The following is a 26,104-nucleotide window of genomic DNA, read 5'->3' as shown; positions in this document are numbered from 1 at the left end:
AGTTTCTGTCATAATTCATTTCAGATGAATAAGCACCTTTAATTCAGTCCCGTGAGACTGGCAAGGTAACGTGAACGATGTTCACTGTAGGACACCCTCTGTGTGGAGTGGTGCATACTACAGTGCGTCTGAGTATGACTGTCATGACGTGTGTCTATGACTACAGACTCCTTGCCGTTTTAGGGCAGGGAGTCTTTTTTTATACCCTGTCTTAGAACGTGCAATCTAGTCAGGAAATCAAGTATGACCAGACACGCGTTATGATGTTGACCACGGGGCCCAGGGTGTACACAACCTGAGGAGGCTAACGATAATGAATACAGAGACTCGCATTATCATGGATGAGACAGCAATCCGCCGCGCACTTACACGTATTGCACATGAGATTTTGGAGAAAAATAAAGGGATTGAAGATTGTATTCTGGTCGGTATTCGTACACGTGGTATTTACCTGGCACAACGGATTGCAGAGCGTATTCAAGAAATCGAAGGCAAACCTGTTCCTTGTGGAGAGCTAGATATTACAGGATATCGTGATGATCAAGACAATGGACGTCCTACAGATATCAATAGTAGCACAATGCTTACACCAGCGAATCTAAGCATTCGCAACAAAAAAATTATTTTGTTCGATGATGTACTTTACACAGGTAGAACAATTAGAGCGGCAATGGATGCACTAATGGATTGTGGACGACCTGAAATGATTCAACTGGCTGTACTGGCAGATCGTGGACATCGTGAACTTCCGATCCGCCCGGATTACATCGGCAAAAATGTACCGACTTCTAAATTAGAAGAGATTGAAGTACGACTTAGCGAAATCGATGGTAGTGATCAAGTGAATATTATGCAACACCGTGAGGTGACTGCATGATTATGACCAACACTACAGTGAAACAACGCAGTCTACTCGGTCTCAAAGGTATGAGTCAACCGGAGTTAGTGTCTATACTTGATCGTGCTGCGTATTGGGATGCACATACAGAGAAACAAGTATCTGTTTTGCAATCACGCTTTGTCGCAAATATGTTTTTTGAAAATAGTACACGTACACGATTCTCTTTCGAAATGGCTGAGAAAAGGCTTGGTGCAGAAGTACTTAACTTTACTTCGGCAGTCTCCAGTGTTGAAAAAGGTGAATCTATCTACGACACAGTTCGCACACTTGAGAGTATGGGTATCGATGCAGGAATTATTCGCTTGAAACCTTCAGGAGTGTTGCAAGAATTAGCAGAGAAAGTAAATGTACCGCTTATTAATGCAGGCGATGGTAACAATGAGCATCCAACACAAGGATTGCTTGATCTGTATACTATGCGACAAGAGTTTGGCGAATTAAAGGGTCTGCATGTAGCAATTGTTGGAGACATCTTGCACAGCCGTGTCGCTCGCTCGAATCTATGGGCATTGCAGACAATGGGTGCCAAAGTAAGCTTCTGCGCACCGAACAATATGCGTGCCGATGATATGGGAGATGTTTCTTATATCAGTATGGAAGAAGCATTGCAAGCAGATGTAGTGATGATGTTAAGAGTGCAACTTGAACGCCATGCAGTAGGCATGCTCAAGTCAGCAGAAGAATATCGCCTACAATATGGATTGACCGAAGAAAGAGCTGCCCGGATGAAAAAGCATGCGATTATTATGCACCCGGCTCCAGTCAATCGTAATGTTGAGATCGATGATGCACTGGTGGAAAGTCCTAAATCAAAAATTTTCCCACAAATGCAAAATGGTGTACCGATTCGGATGGCTGTGATTGAAAGAGCCTTACGTAACTAAGCACTACGATGATCAACAATACAACTTCGGAGGTTAACAATGACACTTTTTATCAAAAACGCAAATGTATTGAACGGAAATAACGAACTGGAAATCAAACATATATGGATCGAAAATAATAGTATTGAACACCTATTTACAGGCGATCAAAAAGCAGCAGAATTGCTTGTCCAATATGGAGCAGGCAAAGAAGTAACAGAAATTGATGCATCCGGTAAGCTAGTTACACCAGGATTAATTGATATGCATGTTCATTTACGTGAACCTGGTTTTGAACACAAAGAAACAATTGCAACAGGTACAGCATCAGCGGCAAAAGGTGGATTTACAACGATTGCTTGTATGCCTAATACACGCCCGGTGACAGACAATGCGGATACGGTGAAGCTTGTACTGGACAAAGCAGCAGAAGCAGGCAGTGTCAAAGTACTTCCTTATGCAGCGATTACTTTAAATGAGCTAGGCAAAGAATTAACAGACTTTGCCGCACTCAAAGCAGCAGGGGCTATCGGATTCACCGATGATGGTGTAGGTGTACAAAATGCACAAATGATGAAAAATGCGATGGCACTTGCCGCTTCGATGGATATGCCAGTCATTGCTCACTGTGAAGATGATTCACTGGTCGTTGGAGCATCAGTCAGTGAAGGCGAATTTGCTCGTAAACATGGTCTTAAAGGGATTCCAAATGAGTCTGAAGCTATCCATGTAGGACGCGACATTTTACTGGCTGAAGCTACAGGCGTTCATTATCATGTGTGTCATGTCAGTACAGAGCAATCAATTCGCTTGATCCGCTTAGCCAAATCGATCGGTATCAAAGTGACTGCTGAGGTATGTCCGCATCATTTGATCTTATCGGATGAAGATATTCCGGGTATGGATGCGAACTGGAAAATGAATCCACCTCTACGTACACCACGTGATGTAGAAGCTTGTATTCAAGCACTCGAGGATGGCACGATTGATATTATTGTGACAGACCATGCTCCTCATAGTGAAGAGGAAAAAGCAAAAGGAATGGAATTAGCACCTTTCGGTATCGTCGGATTCGAGACCGCATTTCCATTGTTATATACCAAATTTGTAAAAACAGGACGCTGGTCATTACAAATGCTTGTAGATCGCATGACATCTGATCCAGCTAAAGTATTCCGCTTACCAACAGGACGCTTAGAGCAAGGAGCTCCTGCTGATCTAACCGTGATTGATCTGGAAACAGAGCAAGTGGTTGATCCAACTACATTTGCTACAAAAGGAAAAAATACACCATTTACCAACTGGACATTACAAGGTTGGCCACAGACAACGATCGTAGACGGTCAAGTCGTGTGGTCGCAGGAAGCTACGGCTTTCAAAGCATAAATATACCAAAAAATGATATAAATATTCATTTAAATATAACAAACTTTTAAGATAGATAGAGGAGTGAAACGGGATGCAGGCAAAATTGTTATTAGAAGATGGAACATTATTTACAGGCCGTAGTTTCGGAGCAGAAGGCGAAACAACTGGAGAAGTTGTATTTAATACCGGAATTACCGGTTACCAAGAGGTGCTATCTGACCCTTCATATTGTGGACAGATCGTCACGATGACGTATCCACTGATCGGCAACTATGGTATTAACCGTGATGACTTTGAATCGGTTCGTCCGTACATTAATGGATTCGTTGTTCGTAGACATGAGCCTGTACCTAGTAACTGGCGTGCTCAATACACGATTGATGAGTTGCTACGCGAACATGGCATTATCGGAATAAGTGATATTGATACACGCATGTTAACACGTCGCATCCGCCATCAAGGAACAATGCGAGGCATTTTGACAAGCGGATCATTATCAACAGAAGAATTGATGGAGCGTCTGAACAGTAGCGTATCGGCTACGAACCAAGTAAGTCACACTTCAACTTCTCATATTTATACAAGTCCAGGACCGAAAGAACGTATTGTACTGATCGATTATGGTGCAAAAACAGGGATTGTACGTGAACTGTCTCAACGTGGTTGTGATGTTGTGGTTGTACCGCAAGATACAACAGCAGAACAGATTCGCCGTCTGCATCCAGATGGTATTCAATTATCTAACGGTCCAGGAGATCCGAAAGATGTACCGGCTGCGGTTAAAGTGATTGAAGAATTACTTGGCGAATATCCAATCTTCGGTATTTGCTTAGGACATCAATTGTTCGCTTTGGCTTGCGGAGCAGACACAGACAAATTGAAATTTGGACATCGTGGTGGTAACCATCCTGTCAAAGATTTGCAAACAGGTCGTTGCTACATTACATCGCAAAATCATGGTTATACGGTGAAAGAAGCTTCTATTGAAGGAACAGAACTTGAAGTGACTCATATCAATAACAATGATAAAACGATTGAAGGATTAAAGCATAAGACGTATCCAGCATTTTCAGTACAGTATCATCCAGAAGCAGCACCAGGGCCTTTTGATAACGGCTATCTATTCGATCAATTTCTAACGATGATTCGTGAATATAAAGAACAACACCCTCAAAAAACGCGTCAAGCCGAAATGATGGCTGCTGTGAAAGGAGCTAACTGATATGCCCAAAAATAATGAACTCAAAAAAATACTTGTGATTGGTTCCGGACCTATTGTTATCGGTCAAGCTGCTGAATTTGACTATGCAGGTACACAAGCTTGTCAGGCACTGAAAGAAGAAGGGGTAGAGGTTGTACTGATCAACAGTAACCCTGCAACGATCATGACAGATACAAATATGGCAGATAAAGTATACATCGAGCCAATCACGCTTGAATTTGTCACTCAAATTATCCGTCAAGAACGTCCTGATGGTCTACTGCCTACACTGGGTGGACAAACAGGCTTGAATATGGCTGTAGAATTAGCACGTGCAGGTGTACTAGAAAGCGAAAATGTTAAATTACTAGGTACACAATTAGAATCGATTGAAAAAGCGGAAGATCGTGATCTGTTCCGCGACTTGATGCGCGAATTAGATCAACCGGTTCCTGAAAGTGTTATTGTAACCACCCTTGAAGAGTCGCTAGTATTTGCAAATGAGATCGGATATCCAATCATTGTACGTCCTGCGTATACATTGGGCGGTACAGGTGGCGGTATCTGTGTCGATGAAGAAGAATTACGCGAAACGGTACAAGCTGGTATTCGTTATAGCCCGATCGGACAATGTCTGGTAGAGAAAAGTATTGCAGGTATGAAAGAAGTCGAGTATGAAGTTATGCGTGATGCTAATGATAACTGTATCGTTGTCTGCAACATGGAGAACTTTGATCCAGTAGGTGTGCATACAGGCGATAGTATCGTTGTTGCACCGAGCCAGACGCTTTCTGATCGTGAATATCAGATGCTACGCTCTGCTTCTCTCAAAATTATCCGTGCACTGAATATCGAAGGTGGATGTAACGTACAGTTCGCTCTTGATCCACAAAGTTATCAATACTATGTCATCGAAGTAAATCCACGGGTAAGTCGTTCATCTGCACTTGCTTCCAAAGCAACAGGCTATCCGATTGCGAAAATGGCAGCGAAGATCGCAATGGGATACACATTGGATGAAATCGTGAATCCTGTAACAGGACAAACGTACGCTTGCTTCGAACCAACATTAGATTATATTGTAGCTAAAATTCCACGCTGGCCTTTCGATAAATTTATCAGTGCTAACCGTAAGCTAGGTACACAGATGAAAGCAACAGGCGAAGTGATGGCAATTGGACGTACATTTGAAGAAGCGATTCACAAAGCAGTCCGTTCACTTGAAATCGGTGTTCATCGTATCCACTTAAAAGATGCAGAACATATCGAAGATAGCGTATTAGATGAACGTCTAGCCAAAGCAGATGATGAGCGTCTTTTCTTAGTCGCAGAAGCATTCCGTCGTGGTTATAGCTTAGAACAAATTCAACAACTCACCAATATTGACTGGTGGTTCTTAGATAAAATCGAACGTATTGTCGCTTATGAATCTGTAATTTCTTCAGAAGGTACACTAAGCGATGAGACATTATATATGGCGAAGCGTCTTGGATTTACAGATCGCTCGATTGCTGAACTACGCAATATCAATCATCCAGAAGATCCTATGAATAACGAGCATAGTATTCGTGCATATCGTAAAGAAAATAACATGATGCCTGTGTTCAAAATGGTAGATACTTGTGCAGCAGAATTTGAAGCGACTACACCATACTACTACTCAACATTTGAGACTGAAAATGAAGTGATTCCAAGTGCGAAAGAAAAAATCGTTGTTCTAGGTTCCGGTCCGATCCGTATCGGTCAAGGGATAGAGTTCGATTATTCAACTGTACATGCTGTCTGGGCAATTCAAGAATCTGGTTATGAAGCGGTTATTATCAACAACAATCCAGAGACTGTTTCAACAGATTTCAACACTTCAGATCGACTGTACTTTGAGCCGTTATTCTTTGAAGATGTCATGAATGTTATCGAACAGGAAAATCCAATCGGGGTTATCGTACAGTTCGGTGGACAAACAGCGATTAACCTTGCAGCACCATTAAGCAAAGCAGGCGTTAAAATTCTAGGAACAAGCTTAGAAAGTATTGATGAAGCAGAAGATCGTAAAAAGTTCGAAGCTTTACTTTCTCGCTTGAATATTGCTCAACCTGAAGGTAGCACGGTGTTATCGATAGATGAAGCAGTAGAAACAGCACAGAAATTAGGCTATCCAGTCTTGGTTCGTCCTTCTTATGTACTGGGTGGACGTGCAATGGAAATTGTCTACTCTGATGAAGAGCTATTACTTTATATGGCAGAAGCAGTCAAAGTAAATCCAGAACATCCGGTATTGATTGACCGTTACATGCTAGGTAAAGAAGTTGAAGTCGATGCGATCTGTGATGGAGAAACCGTTGTTGTACCGGGAATCATGGAACATATCGAGCGTGCAGGAGTTCACTCCGGTGACTCAATCGCTGTGTATCCTCCGCAACATCTGTCTGAAGAACTGAAGCAGAAAGTGGTCGATATCACTATTCGTACAGCCAAAGAGCTTAAGACAGTCGGCTTGGTGAATATCCAATTCGTTATTTTCAAAAATGAAGTCTACGTGATTGAAGTGAATCCACGTTCTTCACGCACAGTGCCATTCTTGAGTAAAGTAACTGATATTCCGATGGCGAAAATTGCGACACAAGCAATTCTAGGCATTAAGCTTAAAGACTTGGGATATAGCGAAGGATTGTGGAAAGAAAGCGAATATATCTCGGTAAAAGTACCTGTGTTCTCTTTTGCCAAATTACGTCGTGTAGAACCTACATTAGGCCCTGAAATGAAATCAACAGGTGAAGTTATGGGACGCGATCTACTTTATGCGAAAGCTCTGTATAAAGGATTGATCGGAGCAGGTATGAAAATACCAGCCACTGGTGCTTTGATTGCTACAGTAGCAGACAAAGACAAGCCAGAAGCGGTTCGTTTGCTTAAAGGATTCTATCGTCTAGGCTACAAAATTATTGCGACAAGCGGTACAGCAAAAGCACTAGAAGAAGCAGGGATCAAAGTTACTGTTATTCATAAGCTAACAGAAGGCGTGCCGAACATTCTGGATCTTATCCGCAGTGGACAAGCACACTTCGTTGTAAATACCTTTACTAAAGGCAAAACACCTGCTCGTGACGGATTCCGTATCCGCCGTGAAGCGGTTGAAAATGGTGTGGTATGTATGACCTCACTGGATACTGTTGAAGCACTACTCACGATGCTAGATACGATCAACTTCTCTTCTTACGCGATGCCGTCATTGACTAACACTGTACATGCAGGCAAAAAAGATGAAGTCATTAACAATGTTGTTGTTGGTCAATTAGAAGATCAAGAAACGATTTTAAGCTAATACCAGCGACCCCGATCACACAATTAAAGTACGGCGGATCATTCTCGTGTCCGCCGTCATTTGTGTGCATATAATTGAACTTTAGGTACGGATCTGAAATAAAGAATTCGATCATGAAGGAGGTATAACCAGTTGACACATTCCATATCTCAAGCAATTGCGAAGCGCTTGATTGTAGCGCTCGATTATCCTAATGTAGAAGAAGCACGAGTATTGATTCAACATCTTCAAGACATTCCATGTACGATCAAAGTAGGGATGCAATTATTTTATAGTGCAGGTCCTGATTTTGTACGTGAACTCAAAACAAAAGGATATTATGTATTTCTGGATTTGAAAATGCATGATATTCCGAATACTGTTAAAGGTGGAGCAAACAGCATCACCAGACTGGGCGTAGATATATTTAATGTGCATGCAGCAGGTGGTGTACAGATGATGAAAGCAGCAGTAGAAGGCATGGAATCTGCGTTAGCTACAGATTCTAACTTAGCACGTCCTTTACTGATCGCTGTGACCCAGTTAACCAGTACATCCCAGCAAGTGATGAATCAAGAAATTGGTATTCAAGGAACGGTAGAAGAAGCTGTGGTTCATTATGCACGCTTAGCACAGCAAAGTGGATTAGGCGGAGTAGTATGTTCTCCATTAGAAGTGTCTATGATTCAACAAGCATGTGGGACATCATTTGCTACAGTCACGCCAGGTGTGCGTCCAGCAGGCAGTGATCTAGGTGATCAGAAGCGTATATTGACACCAGGAGAAGCGATAGCAGGCGGTAGTCATTACTTGGTAGTCGGTCGTCCGATTACAGGAGCAAATGATCCTAGAGAAGCCACACAACAGATTATAGAGGAGATGAGTGTACATGTTAACAATTGAAGAGATTCCAGCACACATTGCATCTGCATTATTACAGATTGAAGCGGTCGCTTTAAGTCCACAGGAGCCTTTTACATGGACATCAGGCATCCAATCACCTATCTATTGTGATAATCGTCTGACGATGTCATATCCATACATACGCGATCAGATTGCAGATGCGTTTGCTATGATCATTCGTGAACAATATCCAGATACTGAAGTGATTGCAGGAACAGCTACAGCAGGTATTCCTCATGCGGCATGGGTAGCACAGAAGTTAGATTTACCGATGGCTTATATTCGGGACAAAGCCAAAGGACATGGCAAACACAATCAGATCGAAGGATTAATTCAATCAGGTCAGAAAGTGATTGTTATCGAAGATTTGATTTCAACAGGAGGTAGTTCAATTAAAGCTGCTGAAGCAGTGCGCGAAGCAGGGGCAGATCCATTAGCAGTACTGGCTATCTTTAGTTACCAGTTGGATAAAGCTACACATGCTTTTGCAGAAGCGAATCTTCCATTACAAACGCTTTCCAACTATACAGCCTTGATCGACAAAGCAGTAGAATTAGGCAAAATTCCAGCAGAAGATTTGGAATTGCTACGTTCATGGCGTGAAGATCCATCTGCTTTTGGTAAATAAGTTAGTCTTAATCGATAGGTAACTTAATGCTAAATATAATTCATTAATGAATTGGTGAGTATCAGGGTATACATCATGATGTATGCCCTGATCTTTAATACACACGCTACATATTTTGTAAAATAAGAACGTGATAATGATAAGGTATATGACATGGATGTATACAGTATCCAGAAAATTCACTTGACGTGAAATGGTGAAATACGGTATATTAATTGAGTCGCTGTTTATATTACTTTCCAATAGAAATCGTTCTTTTGGAGATGCGGGCCTATAGCTCAGTTGGTTAGAGCTACCGGCTCATAACCGGTTGGTCGGGGGTTCGAGTCCCTCTGGGCCCATTAGAAAAAGACCCTTACATCTGTAAGGGTCTTTTTGTATAAGTAGCTATATTTACCGTTTTCTACGTCGCATAAACAGCATCACTAAAAGTACAACAATAACAACAATTAGAATAAATTTCATAGCGTATAACCTCCAAGCTTTATCACTGACCAAGTAGTTCAAAAGAATCAGAATTATTTTTATTTATGATCAGAATGATCAGTAGAAGAATCTTTTTTGGAATCTTTACTGAAATCTTCTTTCACTTTATCTACAGATTCACTCACTGCTTCCTCAAGCAAATTTTCTGCAGAATGATTTTTATTAGAATCTGGATCTGGTATAGGATCTACACCTGCGCCGCGTTCCTCATGGTTTTTATACTCATCTGGTTTACTCATTAGAAGTCACCCTTTCGTCTATCTTGCTATTTTCGACATAACAGATATGCAATACAATATAAAGGTTATGTTATCGAAATAAACCATTGTAGAGCAAGATGAATCACATCTTTAGATTCTCTCTATCTTTATATGTTTATTAAAACATATGTCTTATACTAAAAAAGTACAAAAATTCACAATACTTTATTTAAAATTTAATATATAATAAACTTAAGTATAAATTGGGTATATAGAACTATACTTGCAATTTTCTTAATGAAAGATGGTGAAGTTCACAATGAATACCTCTTCAATCAATACCATTTTATATCAAAATGTGGGCGATGCAGCAGACCACATTATTAAAATAATCGGTGGACTTATCCATATCAATACTATTTTTATTGCCAGTAATGATGGCTTAAACAATGTCATTATGAGAGCTTATAATCGTGATGAACAATTAGTAGAACAGGGTAGTGTACTTCCTTTAGAATTAAGTTATTGCAGTCTTGTGATCAATAATGAGAATAAGACGATGCCTTTAATTATCGAAAATACCAATGAAGACGAATTGACACGCAATATGGAAGTAACAAGTTCTATTGGTGGAGGTTCTTTTATAGGATTACCGGTACGTTTGCGAGATGGTAGTATTTATGGAACGATCTGTGCGCTAGACCGTGATACGTATAAATTTAGTGAAGCAGATATCCAAACGTTAGAAACGATGACTATTTTCTTGGCATACGTCGTAGAGTTGGAACGAACAGTTACAGATCTAAAGCACAAAGAAATAGAACTTGAGCAAGCACGCCTCAAAGCAGAAAAGTCTGCACAAGTTAATCGTAATCTTCTAGCGATCATGGGGCATGAAATTCGTACACCAATGACAAATATTGTAGGCGTAGCGGATCTGATGATGGACTCGGAAATCGATCCACAACAACAGGTCTATATGGATATTATTGAGTCCAGTAATCAATCGATGCTGACATTAGTAGAAGACATTTTAAGCTTTAGTCATATGGAAGAAGGAGCAACAGAGATTGATCAAGAACCTTTTGATCTGATGCATACCATTCATGAAGTGGTTACGTCACTAGAGACCCCTTTAGAAGAGAATCCTATTATTGTAAAAGTCGATACGGCTGAGAATATATTGCCGTTAATCTATGGTGATGCTTTACGACTAAGACAAACATTGATTAATACACTTAATGCTTTACGTTACAACTCTGTGGGACAATTAACATTATCTATCTCTACTGTGATTCATGCTTTAGATAACAGTGTATTTTTGGATGTTTCTATTCATAATTCGCGCATGATTATGGATAACAAAACATTAGAGCAATTATTTGATTCGCTGAATGAAGTTAACGATATGTCATGGTATCAGCAGTACGGTAGTATAGGGCTTAACCTTGCAATAAGTAGAAAATTGATCCATTTACTCAAAGGTGAATTTGAAATCAATAGTGGAGAGCAAGGCACTTCGATTCGCTTTAACTTACGATTATCTCAATTTATTTCTTTGGAAAATATAGATGTTGTCTCTTGAAAATCGACGATTTGATCAGCTAAAAATAAAATCCAATCTAAAGTGTTGACAGTTATATATTTAGCATGGTATGATCTTAAATGTTGGCGAAACAATCACTGCTAGTGATTGAGGCAATGAGTATGAAGGTGAATTTATTCATCTCATCATTTGCCGGGGTGGCGGAACTGGCAGACGCACAGGACTTAAAATCCTGCGGTAGGTGACTACCGTACCGGTTCGATTCCGGTCCTCGGCATACTTATATTTCTGATATAAGTAAAAGCCATACACGTAGTACATAAAGAAGAGCAGCACATGTATAACCCTTCAAGGGTTAATGTGCCGGGGTGGCGGAACTGGCAGACGCACAGGACTTAAAATCCTGCGGTAGGTGACTACCGTACCGGTTCGATTCCGGTTCTCGGCATTATGAGATGTACAGATAAAAGAGCGCTTCACCGTTGTATAACGGTAGAAGCGCTCTTTTTGTTTTATAGACATAATCAGGTTCAATCCAGTCATACCGCAGTCTTCGTTAGAGCTTCTAGAATCGGTTTTTAGTTATGTTTGTATACGTTTTATATAAGTAATCGTATTTATAATTGAATCGTCTATAAAAGCATTCCTAGCGCTTCTTGAGCTGTTTAAAAAAGATGGTGAAGATTAAAGATGAGAAGTATATAAAAATAGAAATACAGAAAGATTGAACCTTCTACCTCAAGTTACTTTTATCAAAGTGATCAATGCCTTGTTGTTGCTTATACAGCATTTAAAATAGCTGAATATATGTGCGAAGAAGACTATCCATGATCAAGGATAGTCTGTTTTGTTTATAATTCTTTTTTTTAATTTGTGAAAAGCTATATATTTTTATTTTCAAATTATGTAATATATGTATATTAAACAAAATTTAAAATTTAAATAAAAGTATAATTATATTATTTAAAATATTTAAGGAGGTGATAGAGTACTCTAAAAAATGCTTTTTATTACCGTACACGATTGTAAATGTATGCTATACAAGATGAATTACAGGGTAGGAGTAGATAGAAAACACTGAACTTGATAGAGGAGGCAATATGATGGTGAAAAAGAGTCGTACTTTGTTAATCGTTCTAGTGATGTTTAGTTTGGTGTTTGGAAGTGTAGCCGTTTCTTCGTCATCTAATGTGGAAGCAGCAGGTGTGAATCTGGCACGAGGAAAACAAGTGACGGTTTCTTCGACTGAAGCCAGTGGCAATATAGCCTCTAATGCTGTAGATGGTAATACCTCTACACGCTGGGCATCTACCAACGCAGACCAACAATATTATATTGTTGATCTGGGATCGGCTCAATCGGTATCAAGTGTTATTTTACAGTGGGAAGCTGCGTATGCGAAGCAATTCCAAATTCAGACATCTACCGATAATATAAACTGGAATACGGTCTATTCGAATTATAGTAACACTGGTGGAACAAACACTATTACTTTTCCATCGACTACAGCTAGATATGTGAAAATGTATGCTTTTCAACGAGCTACAACGTATGGATACTCTTTATATGAATTTGAAATATACGGTAGTGGTACACAAGCTTCTACCGGAGTCCTTGATTATATTAAAAGTATCAGTGGCAAGCAGACAGTGATCGGCATGCACAATCGTGAACCGAATGCTACGCCTGCTGTACAAACTGAGAAAATAAAAAGCATTACAGGTAAATATCCAGGGCTGTGGAGTGGTGATTTATTATTTTCAGCAAATGATGTCAATAACCGTTGGAATATGATCTATGAAGCCAAAAAACAGTGGGATAACGGAGCAATCGTTCAGGTGATGATGCATGTTACACCTCCTACACAAGCAGATGCAGGCAATTGGGAAGGTGGCGTAGTCAGTCATCTTAGTGATACACAATGGAAAGACTTAACGACTAATGGAGGTACGTTAAACAAAGCGTGGAAAGCTCGCTTAGATAACTATGCTCAATACCTTCAATATTTAGAAGATAATAACGTGACTGTCTTATTCCGTCCATTTCACGAAATGAATCAAGGAGTATTCTGGTGGGCAGGTCGTCCGGGAAGTACAGGTACAGCTGAATTGTATCGCTTAACACATGATTATCTAGTTAAAACTAAAGGATTGACTAATCTGGTCTGGGTATGGGATATGCAAGATTTGGATCTGAATTGGAATGTATATAACCCGGGTAGTGCTTATTGGGATATCTTTGCGTTAGATGTATACAATCCAGATGGATTTACAACGCAGAAATACAATACCGCTTTGAGTGTAGCCAATGGCAAACCTATTGCTATTGGTGAATGTGATGTATTACCGACTCCGAGCCAGTTAGCGGCTCAGCCTAAGTGGGCATTTGCGATGAGCTGGGCAGAACTCACCTTTGAAAAAAATACAAATGCACAAATTCAAACCGTCTATAATGCTTCTAATGTGATCACACGTGATGAATTACCGAAGTTAAAGTAAGATAAAGTACCAGACATTACTAAGTAAGATTCAGGATTATATCAGTAAGGCGTAACTGACACAGTCCAGATGAAAAATCCAAACTGTAGACTAAGAGAGATTTCTTAGCTATTGTTTGGATTTTTTTGTTCTTACATCGTATAGGAATAGAGTTGAAATTTGTTGAATAAAGCTTTATTGTTAAAGCAAGTGAATCCATAACACAGATAAACGATACATAAAGGGGGATTATAAGCTCCATGAAAAAAATTACACTGCAAGTGATTGCAGATGAATTAAAAGTATCTAAAGCGCTTGTCTCCAAAGCGTTATCTAATGATCCGGCTGTTAATGAAGGCACACGAGAAAAGATATGGCAGACCGCAGAAGAAATGGGTTATCGGATTAAGCCTGTTCGCAAAAAAGTTGGAGATGCTCAAACAGGTAATATTGTAGTGTTAATGCCTAGAGCGTATCTTGATGATATTGAATACTGGGGTAAAGTGATGCAAGGCGTCGAAGCTGAGTTGACCAATCATCAGTTTAGTATGATTTTATCGACGATAGATATTAGTTTGTTTCCCAAAGAAGGATTGCCGTCAAGCATCTATGATCGCAAGGCGGATGGTGCTATCGTAATGGGGCATTTACCGGATAATTATATTGAAATGTTACGTTCGATCCATTTTCCCTTTGTGATGTTAGATGCGAATTTGTTAGATCCTTCGATTGATCATATTCTGGCGAATAATTTTTTGGGTGCCTATCAAGCGACCAATCATTTATTTGCACAAGGTCATCGTAACATAGGGTTTGTTGGTGATCCTGATGCTTCATGGAGCTTTCGTGAACGTAGCCGGGGATTTCGTGAAGCCATTCGTGATTTTAACGAAAAGAATACTGACGATATACAAGCAACGTTTATTGCTGGGATCGGTGTAAGTGGTACAGGAATGTATATCACTGGTGAATTCTCAGAACATTTGAAAACGCACACAACATCTGATCAAGCATTAACAGCACTATTTTGTGGAAATGATGTGGTAGCGTTAGAGACACTTAGTCTGTTATCAAAATGGGATATTCGTTGCCCGGAAGATGTATCTATTATCGGGTTTGATGATTTGACATTAACCGAGCTGATGAATCCTAAGCTAACTACAATTCGCGTGCCTAAAAATGATATTGGAATGCGAGCAGTACAAATGTTGATGCGACGTATTGAAAATCCTGATGTGACTCCTGAACATATACTAATGTCTACTCAATTGATTGAACGAGCATCAATTACAGCACCAAAGCAATCAAAAGAATAATTGGATATCATTATCACCCATTGAATAGCTAGATGTTAAAGATACCTATCCAGCACGTCATGTGTAGAAGGTGTCTTTTTGCTATGTTTACAATTGAATTATTTCAACAAATATTATAAAGTTGAATTAAATATAATTATTTTGTTGAAATAAAAATTTAAATATGTTAATGTTTGGATGTAAGCGATATCAATATTAGGGGGATTCAAAGTGAAAAAAGTATACTTACCTGTTGTACTCCTTGTCATATTATCTGTATTCGTCACCGCTTGTGGTAAAACAGAAAGTCAATCCGCCGACAAAAATGAGATTAGTGGCACGATCACTTTTTTAACGAATCGTACAGATATGATCGGTGAGAAATACGATGATTATGCTAAACGCTTTAATGAAAAGTATCCAGATGCTCATGTCGAATTTGAAGCGGTTACCGATTTGGATAAAACGACTAAGATTCGTGTAGGTTCAGGTGAATTTCCAGATGTAGTGTTAATTCCGACCATCCCTAATTCTGATCTTCCTAAATATTTCACACCGTTAGATGATCTAGGATTGAATGATCGTATTTATTTTAAAGATTACAAGTCATTTGAAAACAAAGTGTATGGCATTTCAGTTGGTGCTACGACAACAGGTATTTTGTACAATAAAAAAGCTTTTGCCGATGCAGGGATTACTACAGTGCCACAAACGTTAGATGAATTTTATGCAGCAGCAGATAAGCTGAAAGCAGCCGGTAAAGTAGCACTTGCTTCTAATTTTAAAGATCAATGGACATTATATCCGTGGTCTTCAGAGATTCCGACTGCTATCGCAGGAGATGCTAACCTCAATAACAATCGTCTTCAAAGTGATGCACCTTATCAATTGGATAATCCTTATGGTCAATCGATGGGCATTATTCGCAATATGTATGAGAAAGGCTATCTTGAACCGGATATTAATTCGACCAATTGGGAACAATCCAAAAAAGATATTGCCAGCGGTAAATTTGCGATGTATGTAATCGGCAACTGGGCGATTCCGCAAGTCATTGAAAGTGGAACCGATTCAGCTAACATCGGATACTTTCCATTCCCTTATGATAATTCTGGCAAACACAATGTGACATTAGCGCCAGACTGGGCTTATGGAGTAAACAAAAACAGTGAGCATTCGGCAACTGCTAAAGCTTTTGTAAAATGGATGTTGGAAGATTCAGGATTTGATGATTTTGCAGGATTTATTCCAGTTCTCAAAGATAAAAAGCCGGCGGTTACTCAATTAACAGAATTTAATAGCTTCAAACCGAAGTATCTTGAAGCTGTATCTGATGATCCTAAAGTGACAGCGATTGTGAATAAAGCGCAGATCACCAAAGAAGCTTTTGTACAAGAATTTGTGCTAGCTCCAGACCCACAAACGATTATTGATAAATACAACGCAACCTGGGCAAATGCTAAAAAATCACTAGGTAACTAAATCCAAATTAAAAGTTGAACTAAATAGAAGCAAAGTAGCATCGATCTGTAAACGAGTCTACTTTGCTCTATGAAGCTGTTATAGAAAGGGAATGAAGTGGAACGATGAGTCATATTTCATATCCGTTACAACGCAAATTCATTTTAATATCGTTTTTGTTGATCCCTTTGGCATTGTTAGCGCTATTTACGTATTATCCAGCGATGCGATTAGTGTACTTGAGCTTTACCAGTTGGGATGGTATTAGTCCGGTTAAAGAGTGGCTTGGGCTAGGGAACTATATTGAGATTTTTACCAATCCAGATTTGTTTGGTGTTTTTCTACATCAGATTCCATATGTACTGATTGGTATTATTCAAAATATCGTAGCGATTGTATTTGCTGTTATTTTGAATTCCAAATTGCGGGGACGTAATTTTTTTAGAGTGATGTTGTTTCTTCCTTTTATTATGAATGCCGTTGCAGTTGCATTTATGTTCCAGTATGTCTTCGATACCACTAATGGATCGTTGAATGGATTGCTAGGGCTTGTTGGATTAGAGTCATGGCAACAAAGTTGGCTCGGTAATGCTTCGCTAGTTAACTATGCACTGGCTTCGATCGGCTTCTGGCGCTTTATGGGCTACAATATGGTCATTTATCTAGGAGCTTTACAATCGATTCCGGGTGATATGTATGAAGCCGCTAAAATTGATGGAGCCAGTCGTTTTCAGATGTTATGGTCACTAACTATTCCTAATCTAACCCCTATCATCTCGTTAAATATGTTCCTAACGCTTAGTGGTGCGTTGGCTGTGTTCGATTTACCGTTTGTTTTAACCAAAGGCGGCCCTGCTGGAGCGAGTGAAACGTTCTTATTCAAAACGATCGAGACTGCTTTCCAATTTAACAATTATGGGTTAGCTTCAGCGATGAGTGTGGTATTACTTCTATTTACAGCGATTATTTTGTTAGTTCAAAATCTAGTCATTAATCGGAAAGGGGACTGATCATTAATGAGTCGAAAATTTGATCTTGTGCATATGCTCAAATATGTCATTTTGATTGTGGGTACATGTACCGTACTGTTTCCACTGTATGTTGTATTTGTAAATGCATTTAAAAATGAAGATGAAGGCAGTAACCCTTTTTCGTTACCTGCTAGCTTTTTGAACTTTGACAATTTTGCAAATGTAATCGATCGTGCAGATATTATGCATGCTTTCTTCAATACATTTTTGATTATTATGGTCGCTTTAATCGGCAATATTATACTCGGTACGATGGTGGCTTATGCTGTAGGACGAATCGAATTTAGAGGGAAGAAGCTCGTGATTGGTGCGTTTTTGATTGCTACGATTATCCCGACGATTACGACTCAGGTGGTTACCTTTTCTATTATTCAAGCGATGGGAATCTATAATACGCTGTATGCACCTATTTTGCTTTTTGTAGGAGCCGATGTGATCCAGATCTATATCTATTTGCAATTTATCAAAAATATTCCGTACGAATTAGATGAAAGTGCCATGATGGACGGAGCCAGTCTATTAAGGATTTATCGTAGTATTATTTTACCGTTACTAGGGCCTGCAACAGCTACGTTAATTATTTTAAAAACAATCAATATTTACAATGAATTGTATATTCCATTTCTGTATATGCCGAAGCAAGACTTAGTGGTGGTCTCCACAGCTATTATGCGCTTTGCAGGAAACAATCAAGCCCAATGGACCAATATCTGTGCGGCGATTCTGATTATTATGATTCCAACCGTTTTATTATATTTATTTCTGCAAAAATATATCTTTTCAGGTGTGACCAGTGGTGCAGTAAAAGGATAATCATACGGTAAGAGAGGACATGATTCTATTGGCAAGTATGTATACATCAGATCAAGAATATTCATTGCGTCAGTTGACATGGGAACTGAAAGGATTCTGGCCCTGGGTTCCGATCAAAGGAACAAGTATGGAGATTGGGAATGAATTAATGGGTGTGACCGAATGGATGCCAGCAACTGTACCTGGTGGTGTTCATTATGATCTTTATCGTGCAGGTTGGATAGAGAATCCATATCGTGATATGAATAGTCTGCAATGTGAGTGGGTGGAGAATCGCTGGTGGGTGTATCGGACATATTTTGACTGGACAGATGTATGGGATGTACATCCAGAATCTATAGGAACTGAACTGATCTGCAAAGGGCTTGATTATGAAGCCCTTATTTACTGGAATGGGCAATTTCTAGGAGAACATATCGGGATGTATGAACCGGCTGTATTGGATATCACCGCATGTCTGAAGCAAAGTCAGACTGTTGAATTACTAATTGTACTCAAACATCCTCCTGATGAAATGGGGCAAATCGGCAAAACGTCTACAACCTTTACTCAGAAAAGCCGATTCAATTACAAATGGGACTTTTCAACCCGTCTGATCAATATTGGAATCTGGGATGATCTTGTGCTCAAGTCCTATCAAAACTGTTCATTACAGGATATTCAAGTACAGACAGATCTAAACGAGCAACATCAAGGGCTTATTCAGATTGTTGGAGAGATCAAGCAACATGGGGAGAGTAAAGAGGCTAAGCTAGTGCAAGTATCTATTTTGGATTCAGCAGGAAATTCGGTTGTTCAATTAGAACAGTCACTTACAGAGCATGAGTCTGCATTTAACATTCAAAGTGTTATTGATTCTCCGCAGTTATGGTATCCCAATGGATATGGAGATCAGCCTTTGTATACTGTAGAGGTTATATTGCTTCAGCAGGATATGAAATGTGATCTGTATACATGTCGTACAGGGATTCGGCGCTTGGAATATGTAGCGAACGAAGAAAGCCCAGCCGATGCTTTACCTTACACTGTCAAAATTAACGGGCGTAAAATTTATATTCGCGGGGCAAATATCACTCCACTGGATCATCTGTACGGTAATATTACGGATGGTCGTTATGAATGGCTTATTCACCTTGCTAAAGAAGCGAATATGAATATGCTTCGCATCTGGGGTGGCGGTATTATAGAAAAAAGTATTTTATATGAGCTATGTGATATGCACGGTATTATGATCTGGCAAGAATTTATCCAGTCTAGTTCTGGAATAGATAATAGGCCTTCTCAACAGCCAGAGTTCTTGACTTTATTACAAACCAATGCGATCTCTGCGCTAAAACGTCGTCGTAATCATACCAGTCTTACGATCTGGAGTGGCGGCAATGAATTAATGAGTGCACCTAATATTCCTTCCACCTATGATGATCCCAATCTAGCGATGCTCAAGCAACTTGTTCAGCAATATGACGCACAGCGGTTGTTTTTACCAACATCTGCCTCAGGACCTGTGCAATATATTACCCATGAAAAAGGTGTCAGTCATGATGTACACGGTCACTGGAAATATGAAGGTAATCCGCAACATTATGTATTGTATGGAGAAGCAGATCATTTATTTCATAGTGAGTTTGGCGTAGACGGGATGAGTCCTGTTCGCAGTCTACATAAATTTCTAAGTGAGTCTTATCGGCAACCGACTTCGATGGAAAAGAGTCTGGTCTGGCGGCATCATGGAGAATGGTGGGATACGTATAGTCGGGATCTTGACTTATTTGGCTCTTTAGAGACATTGGAAACGTTTGTTGATTGTAGCCAATGGATTCAAGCTGAAGGGTTACGCTTTATTTTGGATTCCAATCGAAGCCGGCAGTTTAACAATAGTGGTAGTCTTGTCTGGCAATTGAATGAACCGTGGCCTAATGTGAGCTGTACAAATCTAGTAGATTATTATTATGAAACGAAGATGGCTTATTATTGGGTGAAAGAAGCATTTGCTCCTTTTCGAGCAAGTATCGATTATCGTAGTCTACATTATCAAGCAGGGCAGATTGTCGCATTTCCTATGCGCATTGTTAGTCATGATCACGACCAACCGTTTAAAGTGAATATCCAATTGCTGAACAGCAAAGGTCAGATATTGCAAGAACGTCATATTGTTGGAACAACTAATTCCAATCATGCGGTAACGCCTGCTTTGTTCCGCTGTACGATTCCACAGACTGAAGATCAGTTATTTTATATTCGCTTGCAGTCTACATGTGGAGAGAAATCGATTGCAGATAATATGTATACTTTTTCAACGAAGCAACAGTCTATCTATGCACCTGCGCTTCAAAAAGGCAATGCTTATTTACAGGTAGAAGCCGATCAAGAGTGGAGTACTTCTGTATCTGACAGTATCGCTTATACATTATGGACAAGAGATTATACAGTAATCAATCAAGGGGAAAGTGTAGCTTTGCATATCTATCCTTATGAATCCAGTAACCGTTATTGGATCACAGCAAGTGAAGCTTATTTTACTCTTTTCCCGGGTGAATCCAAACGCATTACCGTGACTTGCTGTCGTCAAGAAGCTGAATTATTTTCAACAGAGCCATTATCGGTAGAGAATATGGATCACTCTGTAATAGATGTAGAGAGATTCCCTGAGATCGTATTTAGCGCATTTCAACAACATGCTAGTATTAACGAACGACAAACTGAATTAAATAGCTAGCTAGATAACCGTTATATTTGTAGTAGAAGAGGGCTGACTCGAGAAGGAAGAGTAAGTCCTTTTTGTTCGCTTTTTATTTAAAATGAAACGTTTCCAAAAAAGTATTGAAACGTTTCCAATTTGGTGCTATTATAAATTCCATAAGAAAGGTCGGAGGTGTTAAATGACCAGCATTAAAGATGTAGCTATGCTAGCCGGCGTTGCTGTAGGAACCGTTTCTAGAGTTATTAACAACTCTGGAGCTGTTAAACCAATCACACGTCGAAAAGTAGAAGAAGCTATCCAAGAGCTTAATTATTTCCCGAATGAAGTCGCTCGTAATTTCAAAATGCAAAAATCTAAAATGGTAGCCTTATTGCTTCCGAGTATTTGGAATCCTTTCTTTTCTGAATTAGCTTATTATATTGAAGATGAATTGGATCAAGAAGGATTTAAGTTAATGTTATGCAATAGTGGAGGGAAACCTGAAAAAGAACTGTACTATCTGGATATGCTACGACAAAACAAAGTCGCTGGTATTGTAGGCATAACGTATAACGATATCGAAAGTAGTGTCAGTAATGATATTCCGATTGTAAGTATTGATCGACACTTTAATAAGAAGATCACCTGTGTCACTTCAGACAATTATGAAGGAGGGCGCTTAGCTCTAAGAGAACTGGTTAAAGCCGGATCTCAAAAGCCAGCTTTTATGGGGAGTATCACTTCTGTATTTAGCGAAACGATGAATCGAAGAAAAGGATTTATTGATGAAGCAGAAGCACTAGGAATCGATTATGTTATTTACGAAAAGGCAGATCCGATCGTAGATGATCAAGCGTATTTTGATGAGTTTTTTGGTACATATCCTGATATTGATGGTGTATTTGCAATTACAGATATGTTGGCAGCGAATTATATCGACAGAGCAACTAAACAGGGGATCTCAGTTCCAGAAGATGTAAAAGTGATTGGATACGATGGGATTCAAGATAGTCCTTATTTTCATCCTATATTATCCACAATCAGACAACCAGTAGAAGAAATGGCGCGCACGAGTATTAGACTCCTGTATAGCAAAATGGAAGGTGTCTCTTTGGAGCAGCAAGTATACCGTATTCCAGTAATGTTCAAACAAGGTGAAACGACATGATCTTTGTTTAGATCAAAAAAACTTCAGTACATACTGCGTAATAAGGAGTACTTGCTGTTTTTTATTTAAAATTGGAAACGTTTCAAAAATGATCAATCCCATAAAATGAAACGTGAATATTTTATTTAGACCAAGTTGGAAACGTTTCAAAAAGGATAGAAATGAAAGGGAGAATGAGAGTGGATTCGATAACCAGTCAGGTCCAACAACCGACCAAAACCAAACAAAAAAGATGGAGTCGCTTCAAACGAGACTATGAATTGTATTTATTTTTACTACCGATCATTATTATTTATCTTCTATTTAAGTACTATCCTATGTATGGCGTACAGATTGCCTTCAAAGATTTCTCACCAAGTCGGGGAATATGGGGAAGTGAATGGGTAGGATTTCAACACTTTATCGATTTTTTTAATTCCTATAATTTCTGGACAGTTATTATGAATACGCTCTCACTTAGCTTCCTATCCTTATTATTTGGATTCCCTGCTCCGATTATTATTGCCATTATGCTCAATCAAATGCTAGGGAAAACATACAAAAAATTTGTACAGACTGTGATTTATGCACCCCATTTTATATCTACAGTAGTACTGATCGGTATGCTGAACGTTTTTCTATCTCCCAATAGTGGAATGATCAATCATATCATTACGATGTTTGGTGGAGAACCGATTCTCTTTATGGCAGATGAAGGATGGTTCCGACCACTGTATATCTTATCAGGGATCTGGCAAGAAACAGGGTTTGCCACGATCATTTATCTGGCTGCACTGGCGGGAGTTAACCCTGAACTTCACGAAGCGGCAACAATGGATGGTGCAAGCAAATGGAAACGTGTATTGTACGTCGATATTCCAAGTATTTTGCCAACGATTGTGATCTTACTGATTCTCGCTCTCGGTAATATCATGAGCATAGGTTTTGAAAAAGCATTCTTAATGCAAAGTGATCTGAATTATGCCACCTCTAATATTATTCCAACTTATGTGTATGAGATGGGAATTCAGAAAGCACAATATAGCTTTTCGACAGCAGTAGGTTTGTTCAACTCACTGATCAATATTGTTCTGATTGTTACAGTCAACCGAATTGCCAAAAAAATGACAGAAACCAGTCTCTGGTAGGGAGGAGTTTACTTTGAATTCATTGCTGAAGCGTAAAAGTCGAGGAGATATGTGGTTTGACATTATTAATTATGCTCTACTGACCTTTATTATGTTGCTTGTATTATATCCATTGTATTTTGTATTGGTTGCCTCATTCAGTGATCCTAATTATATCTATTCGGGTGAGATTTGGTTATTTCCTAAAGGGTTTACTCTAGATGGATATGAACGAATTTTTAATGATTCTTCGATATGGATTGGATACGCGAATTCGATTTTGTATGCCACACTCGGAACACTGATCGGAGTTGCAGTTACGGTATTTGCAGCTTATCCTTTAGCTCGTAAAAATCTAGCTGGAAAGTCTTTTATTATGTGGTTTTTGCTAATCACTATGTTTTTTAGTGGAGGGTTGATTCCTACCTATTTGCTAATAAAGGATCTGCATTTATTAAATACCATGTGGGCGCTTATTCTTCCTGGAGCAGGTGGCGTATTTAACGTTATTATCGTCAGAACGTTTTTTCAATCATCGATTCCAGATGAAATGTGGGAAGCCGCTTCTATCGATGGTTGTTCCAATACTCGATTTTTCTGGAGTATCGTTCTACCTTTATCCAAATCTATTTTAGCGGTTATGGTGCTTTATCATGTAGTCGGCTTTTGGAATGGATTCTTCGATGCTTTGATTTATTTGAGTGACGATAAGAAGTATCCACTACAATTAGTCCTTCGCAATATTCTAATTCAGAATCAGGTCAACTCGGGCATGATGATTGATGTCGAATCGTATGCAGCGAAAATGCGTGTGACTGAATTGATTAAATACGGCGTGATTATGGTATCCAGTCTACCTTTACTGATGTTGTATCCATTTTTGCAGAAGTACTTTGTTAAAGGAGTCATGATCGGATCAATCAAAGGATAAGTGAAATAGAGTTACACAGAAGTGATGATCGCAAAGAGATCTATTTTCATAACATGTGATACCAGATTGTAGCTTGTGGAAAGTATAAGGAGGTTAGAAATTGTGAAATCTGTATTCAAAAGTACCGTCATTTTGATGGTGAGTGGAGCGTTAATACTGGGTGGATGTTCAAACAATAATGGTTACAACAATCAAAGTAGTGATCCCAGTAAAAAAGTAGCTTTTAATCAAACAGGTCTTCCTATTGTAGATGAATCCATAACGTTAAGAATGGTATCTCCAAAGTCTGCTTTAGCTCCAGAATTTTCAGAAATGGAAATCTTTAAACGTTTGGAAAAGAAGACACATGTCAAAATCAATTGGGAGAATATCCCCGATACTGATTATACAGAAAAGAAAAATTTGCTGATTGCTAGTGGCGATTTACCAGATGCTTTTTATGCAGCAGGATTTACCGATTACGAGTTAATCAATTATGGAAAAGATGGCACGATTATTCCGTTGGAAGATTTGATTGATCAATATGCGCCTAACTTGAAAGCACTGCTTAACCGTCGTCCTGATATCAAGTTAGCCATTACAGCAACAGATGGGCATATCTATGGATTACCTTCTTGGGAAGAAAACAATCTTGAAATCAACCCGTTCTTTCATGTGATTAATAAATCATGGCTGGATCAATTAGGGCTTCCGGTTCCGCAAACGTTAGATGAATATACAGCAGCTTTACTTGCTTTCAAAACACAAGATCCTAATGGAAACGGCAAGCCTGATGAAATCCCATTAAGCTTTATGCATATGCAATGGTGTATGGATATTGCAGGTCTTTTTGGAGCTTTTGGGCTTCCTGACAATTTGGAGCACAGAGTGGTTCGCAATGGACAAGTGATCTTTACCGCTACCCAGCCTCAATACAAGGAAGCATTAACGTATTTCCATGAGAAATGGTACAAGCAAGGTCTGATTGATCCAGAATCATTTACTCAAGATGCCGCGCAGTATTTATCTAAAGGTAAAACGATTGATGAGACGCTTGGATCGTATATCTGGTGGGAAGCTGAAGAAGTGGTTGGAACAGAGCGTGCTAAAGATTATGTTCTTCTATCTCCACTAAAAGGACCGCAAGGAGATCAATTGATTGGACGTGCTAACGGTGGAGGCCCAGGGCGCGGAGCTTTTGCTATTACTAGCGTCAACAGTAATCCCGAATTGACGATGCGTTGGATTGATCAACAATATGAACCGTATATGGCTGCCCAAATTCACTGGGGTCCGTTAGATATCATATTTAAAAAAGACAAAAATGGTAAATTAGTCAATCTGCCACTTCCAGAAGGAGCATCCGCAGGAGAGTATCGCCAAAAAGTAACACCAGGATCAGGTGGACCGGGCGTCATTACGGCTGCTGATTTTGGGAAAGTTGTAGATATGGAGCCTCGTGCTCAGAATCGTGCTAAAGATTTAGCCAAATACTATGTTCCTTATATGGAAAAAGAAAAGTACCCAAATATCTTTTTTGCAGCAGAAGAATTGGATAAGATCAACAGAATTGAGCCTGAATTAATGAGATATGTCAACACCAAAAGAGGACAATTTATTGTGGACGGTGTGACCGATGAAGAGTGGAATGATTATTTAAAAACATTGGAGAAAATGGGTCTGAATGAATTGATGGGCATCTATCAGACCGGACTTGATCGTTACAACGCTAATCTTACAAATAAATAGAGAATAGGTGGAGAACA

Annotated in this window: 19 protein-coding genes and 3 tRNA genes; 21 read left to right on the top strand and 1 reads right to left on the bottom strand. The window is 39.3% G+C overall.

Annotation, left to right across the window (positions count from 1 at the left end; genetic code table 11):
* Window positions 1–313: 313 nt before the first annotated feature.
* The 8 genes from pyrR to PO903_RS20540 all read left to right on the top strand — a co-directional run bounded on the left by pyrR (window position 314) and on the right by PO903_RS20540 (window position 9,506).
* Window positions 314–877 (top strand): bifunctional pyr operon transcriptional regulator/uracil phosphoribosyltransferase PyrR, encoded by a 564-nt coding sequence (gene pyrR / locus PO903_RS20575; RefSeq protein ID WP_069328963.1) that lies wholly within the window; start codon window positions 314–316, stop codon window positions 875–877.
* Window positions 874–1,785 carry an aspartate carbamoyltransferase catalytic subunit gene (locus PO903_RS20570; RefSeq protein WP_137220750.1) on the top strand — a complete coding sequence of 304 codons (912 nt, stop codon included), beginning with the start codon at window positions 874–876 and terminating at the stop codon, window positions 1,783–1,785. The genes pyrR and PO903_RS20570 overlap by 4 nt, the downstream gene beginning before the upstream one ends.
* A gap of 39 nt (window positions 1,786–1,824) precedes the next feature.
* Entirely contained in the window at window positions 1,825–3,150 is a 1,326-nt protein-coding gene (pyrC, locus tag PO903_RS20565) for a dihydroorotase (protein ID WP_137220749.1), read from the top strand.
* A gap of 73 nt (window positions 3,151–3,223) precedes the next feature.
* Complete coding sequence (gene carA / locus PO903_RS20560; RefSeq protein WP_069328966.1) at window positions 3,224–4,354, top strand: glutamine-hydrolyzing carbamoyl-phosphate synthase small subunit; 1,131 nt, start codon at window positions 3,224–3,226, stop codon at window positions 4,352–4,354.
* A gap of 1 nt (window position 4,355) precedes the next feature.
* Entirely contained in the window at window positions 4,356–7,655 is a 3,300-nt protein-coding gene (carB, locus tag PO903_RS20555) for a carbamoyl-phosphate synthase large subunit (protein WP_273594431.1), read from the top strand.
* A 132-nt stretch (window positions 7,656–7,787) separates the two neighbouring features.
* Window positions 7,788–8,537: an orotidine-5'-phosphate decarboxylase gene (gene pyrF / locus PO903_RS20550; protein ID WP_273594430.1), complete on the top strand. Its 750-nt coding sequence runs from the start codon at window positions 7,788–7,790 to the stop codon at window positions 8,535–8,537.
* Window positions 8,524–9,165, top strand: coding sequence for an orotate phosphoribosyltransferase (gene pyrE / locus PO903_RS20545; protein ID WP_137220747.1), 642 nt, complete (start codon window positions 8,524–8,526; stop codon window positions 9,163–9,165). The genes pyrF and pyrE overlap by 14 nt, the downstream gene beginning before the upstream one ends.
* Window positions 9,166–9,432: 267 nt before the next feature.
* A tRNA-Ile gene (locus tag PO903_RS20540) sits at window positions 9,433–9,506 on the top strand.
* Between the two features lie 183 nt (window positions 9,507–9,689).
* On the opposite strand, the gene PO903_RS20535 is transcribed toward PO903_RS20540, so the two are convergent.
* Entirely contained in the window at window positions 9,690–9,890 is a 201-nt protein-coding gene (locus PO903_RS20535) for a hypothetical protein (RefSeq protein ID WP_137220746.1), read from the bottom strand.
* Between the two features lie 280 nt (window positions 9,891–10,170).
* On the opposite strand from PO903_RS20535, the gene PO903_RS20530 reads away from it, so the two are divergent.
* The 13 genes from PO903_RS20530 to PO903_RS20470 all read left to right on the top strand — a co-directional run bounded on the left by PO903_RS20530 (window position 10,171) and on the right by PO903_RS20470 (window position 26,087).
* Window positions 10,171–11,436: a GAF domain-containing sensor histidine kinase gene (locus PO903_RS20530; RefSeq protein WP_273594429.1), complete on the top strand. Its 1,266-nt coding sequence runs from the start codon at window positions 10,171–10,173 to the stop codon at window positions 11,434–11,436.
* A 152-nt stretch (window positions 11,437–11,588) separates the two neighbouring features.
* A tRNA-Leu gene (locus tag PO903_RS20525) sits at window positions 11,589–11,674 on the top strand.
* 85 nt (window positions 11,675–11,759) lie between these two features.
* Window positions 11,760–11,845: transfer RNA gene (locus PO903_RS20520), tRNA-Leu, on the top strand.
* A gap of 655 nt (window positions 11,846–12,500) precedes the next feature.
* On the top strand, window positions 12,501–13,895 hold the full coding sequence (locus PO903_RS20515; protein ID WP_273594428.1) for a glycosyl hydrolase: 1,395 nt from the start codon (window positions 12,501–12,503) through the stop codon (window positions 13,893–13,895).
* A gap of 239 nt (window positions 13,896–14,134) precedes the next feature.
* On the top strand, window positions 14,135–15,190 hold the full coding sequence (locus PO903_RS20510; protein WP_069328972.1) for a LacI family DNA-binding transcriptional regulator: 1,056 nt from the start codon (window positions 14,135–14,137) through the stop codon (window positions 15,188–15,190).
* A gap of 210 nt (window positions 15,191–15,400) precedes the next feature.
* A complete protein-coding gene (locus PO903_RS20505) occupies window positions 15,401–16,651 on the top strand; it encodes an ABC transporter substrate-binding protein (protein ID WP_273594427.1) in 1,251 nt (416 codons plus the stop codon).
* Window positions 16,652–16,755: 104 nt separating this feature from the next.
* Window positions 16,756–17,640 carry a carbohydrate ABC transporter permease gene (locus PO903_RS20500; RefSeq protein WP_069328974.1) on the top strand — a complete coding sequence of 295 codons (885 nt, stop codon included), beginning with the start codon at window positions 16,756–16,758 and terminating at the stop codon, window positions 17,638–17,640.
* A gap of 6 nt (window positions 17,641–17,646) precedes the next feature.
* Window positions 17,647–18,474, top strand: a complete 828-nt coding sequence (locus PO903_RS20495; RefSeq protein ID WP_137220742.1) for a carbohydrate ABC transporter permease — start codon at window positions 17,647–17,649, stop codon at window positions 18,472–18,474.
* A gap of 37 nt (window positions 18,475–18,511) precedes the next feature.
* Window positions 18,512–21,190 (top strand): glycoside hydrolase family 2 protein, encoded by a 2,679-nt coding sequence (locus PO903_RS20490; protein ID WP_273594693.1) that lies wholly within the window; start codon window positions 18,512–18,514, stop codon window positions 21,188–21,190.
* A 163-nt stretch (window positions 21,191–21,353) separates the two neighbouring features.
* The gene (locus PO903_RS20485) at window positions 21,354–22,322 is read left to right on the top strand and encodes a LacI family DNA-binding transcriptional regulator (RefSeq protein WP_137220740.1); all 969 of its coding nucleotides are present in this window, start codon (window positions 21,354–21,356) and stop codon (window positions 22,320–22,322) included.
* Window positions 22,323–22,495: 173 nt separating this feature from the next.
* Window positions 22,496–23,449 carry an ABC transporter permease gene (locus PO903_RS20480; RefSeq protein ID WP_175425220.1) on the top strand — a complete coding sequence of 318 codons (954 nt, stop codon included), beginning with the start codon at window positions 22,496–22,498 and terminating at the stop codon, window positions 23,447–23,449.
* 13 nt (window positions 23,450–23,462) lie between these two features.
* A complete protein-coding gene (locus tag PO903_RS20475; RefSeq protein ID WP_069328979.1) occupies window positions 23,463–24,359 on the top strand; it encodes a carbohydrate ABC transporter permease in 897 nt (298 codons plus the stop codon).
* Between the two features lie 135 nt (window positions 24,360–24,494).
* Window positions 24,495–26,087, top strand: coding sequence for an ABC transporter substrate-binding protein (locus PO903_RS20470; RefSeq protein WP_273594692.1), 1,593 nt, complete (start codon window positions 24,495–24,497; stop codon window positions 26,085–26,087).
* The last annotated feature ends 17 nt before the right edge of the window (window positions 26,088–26,104 follow it).

The organism is Paenibacillus sp. PK4536, assembly GCF_028594455.2.
Taxonomy (GTDB): domain Bacteria; phylum Bacillota; class Bacilli; order Paenibacillales; family Paenibacillaceae; genus Saccharibacillus; species Saccharibacillus nuruki.
Note: the sequence above shows the minus strand (reverse complement) of the source record. Positions and strands in the feature narration are given on the sequence as shown.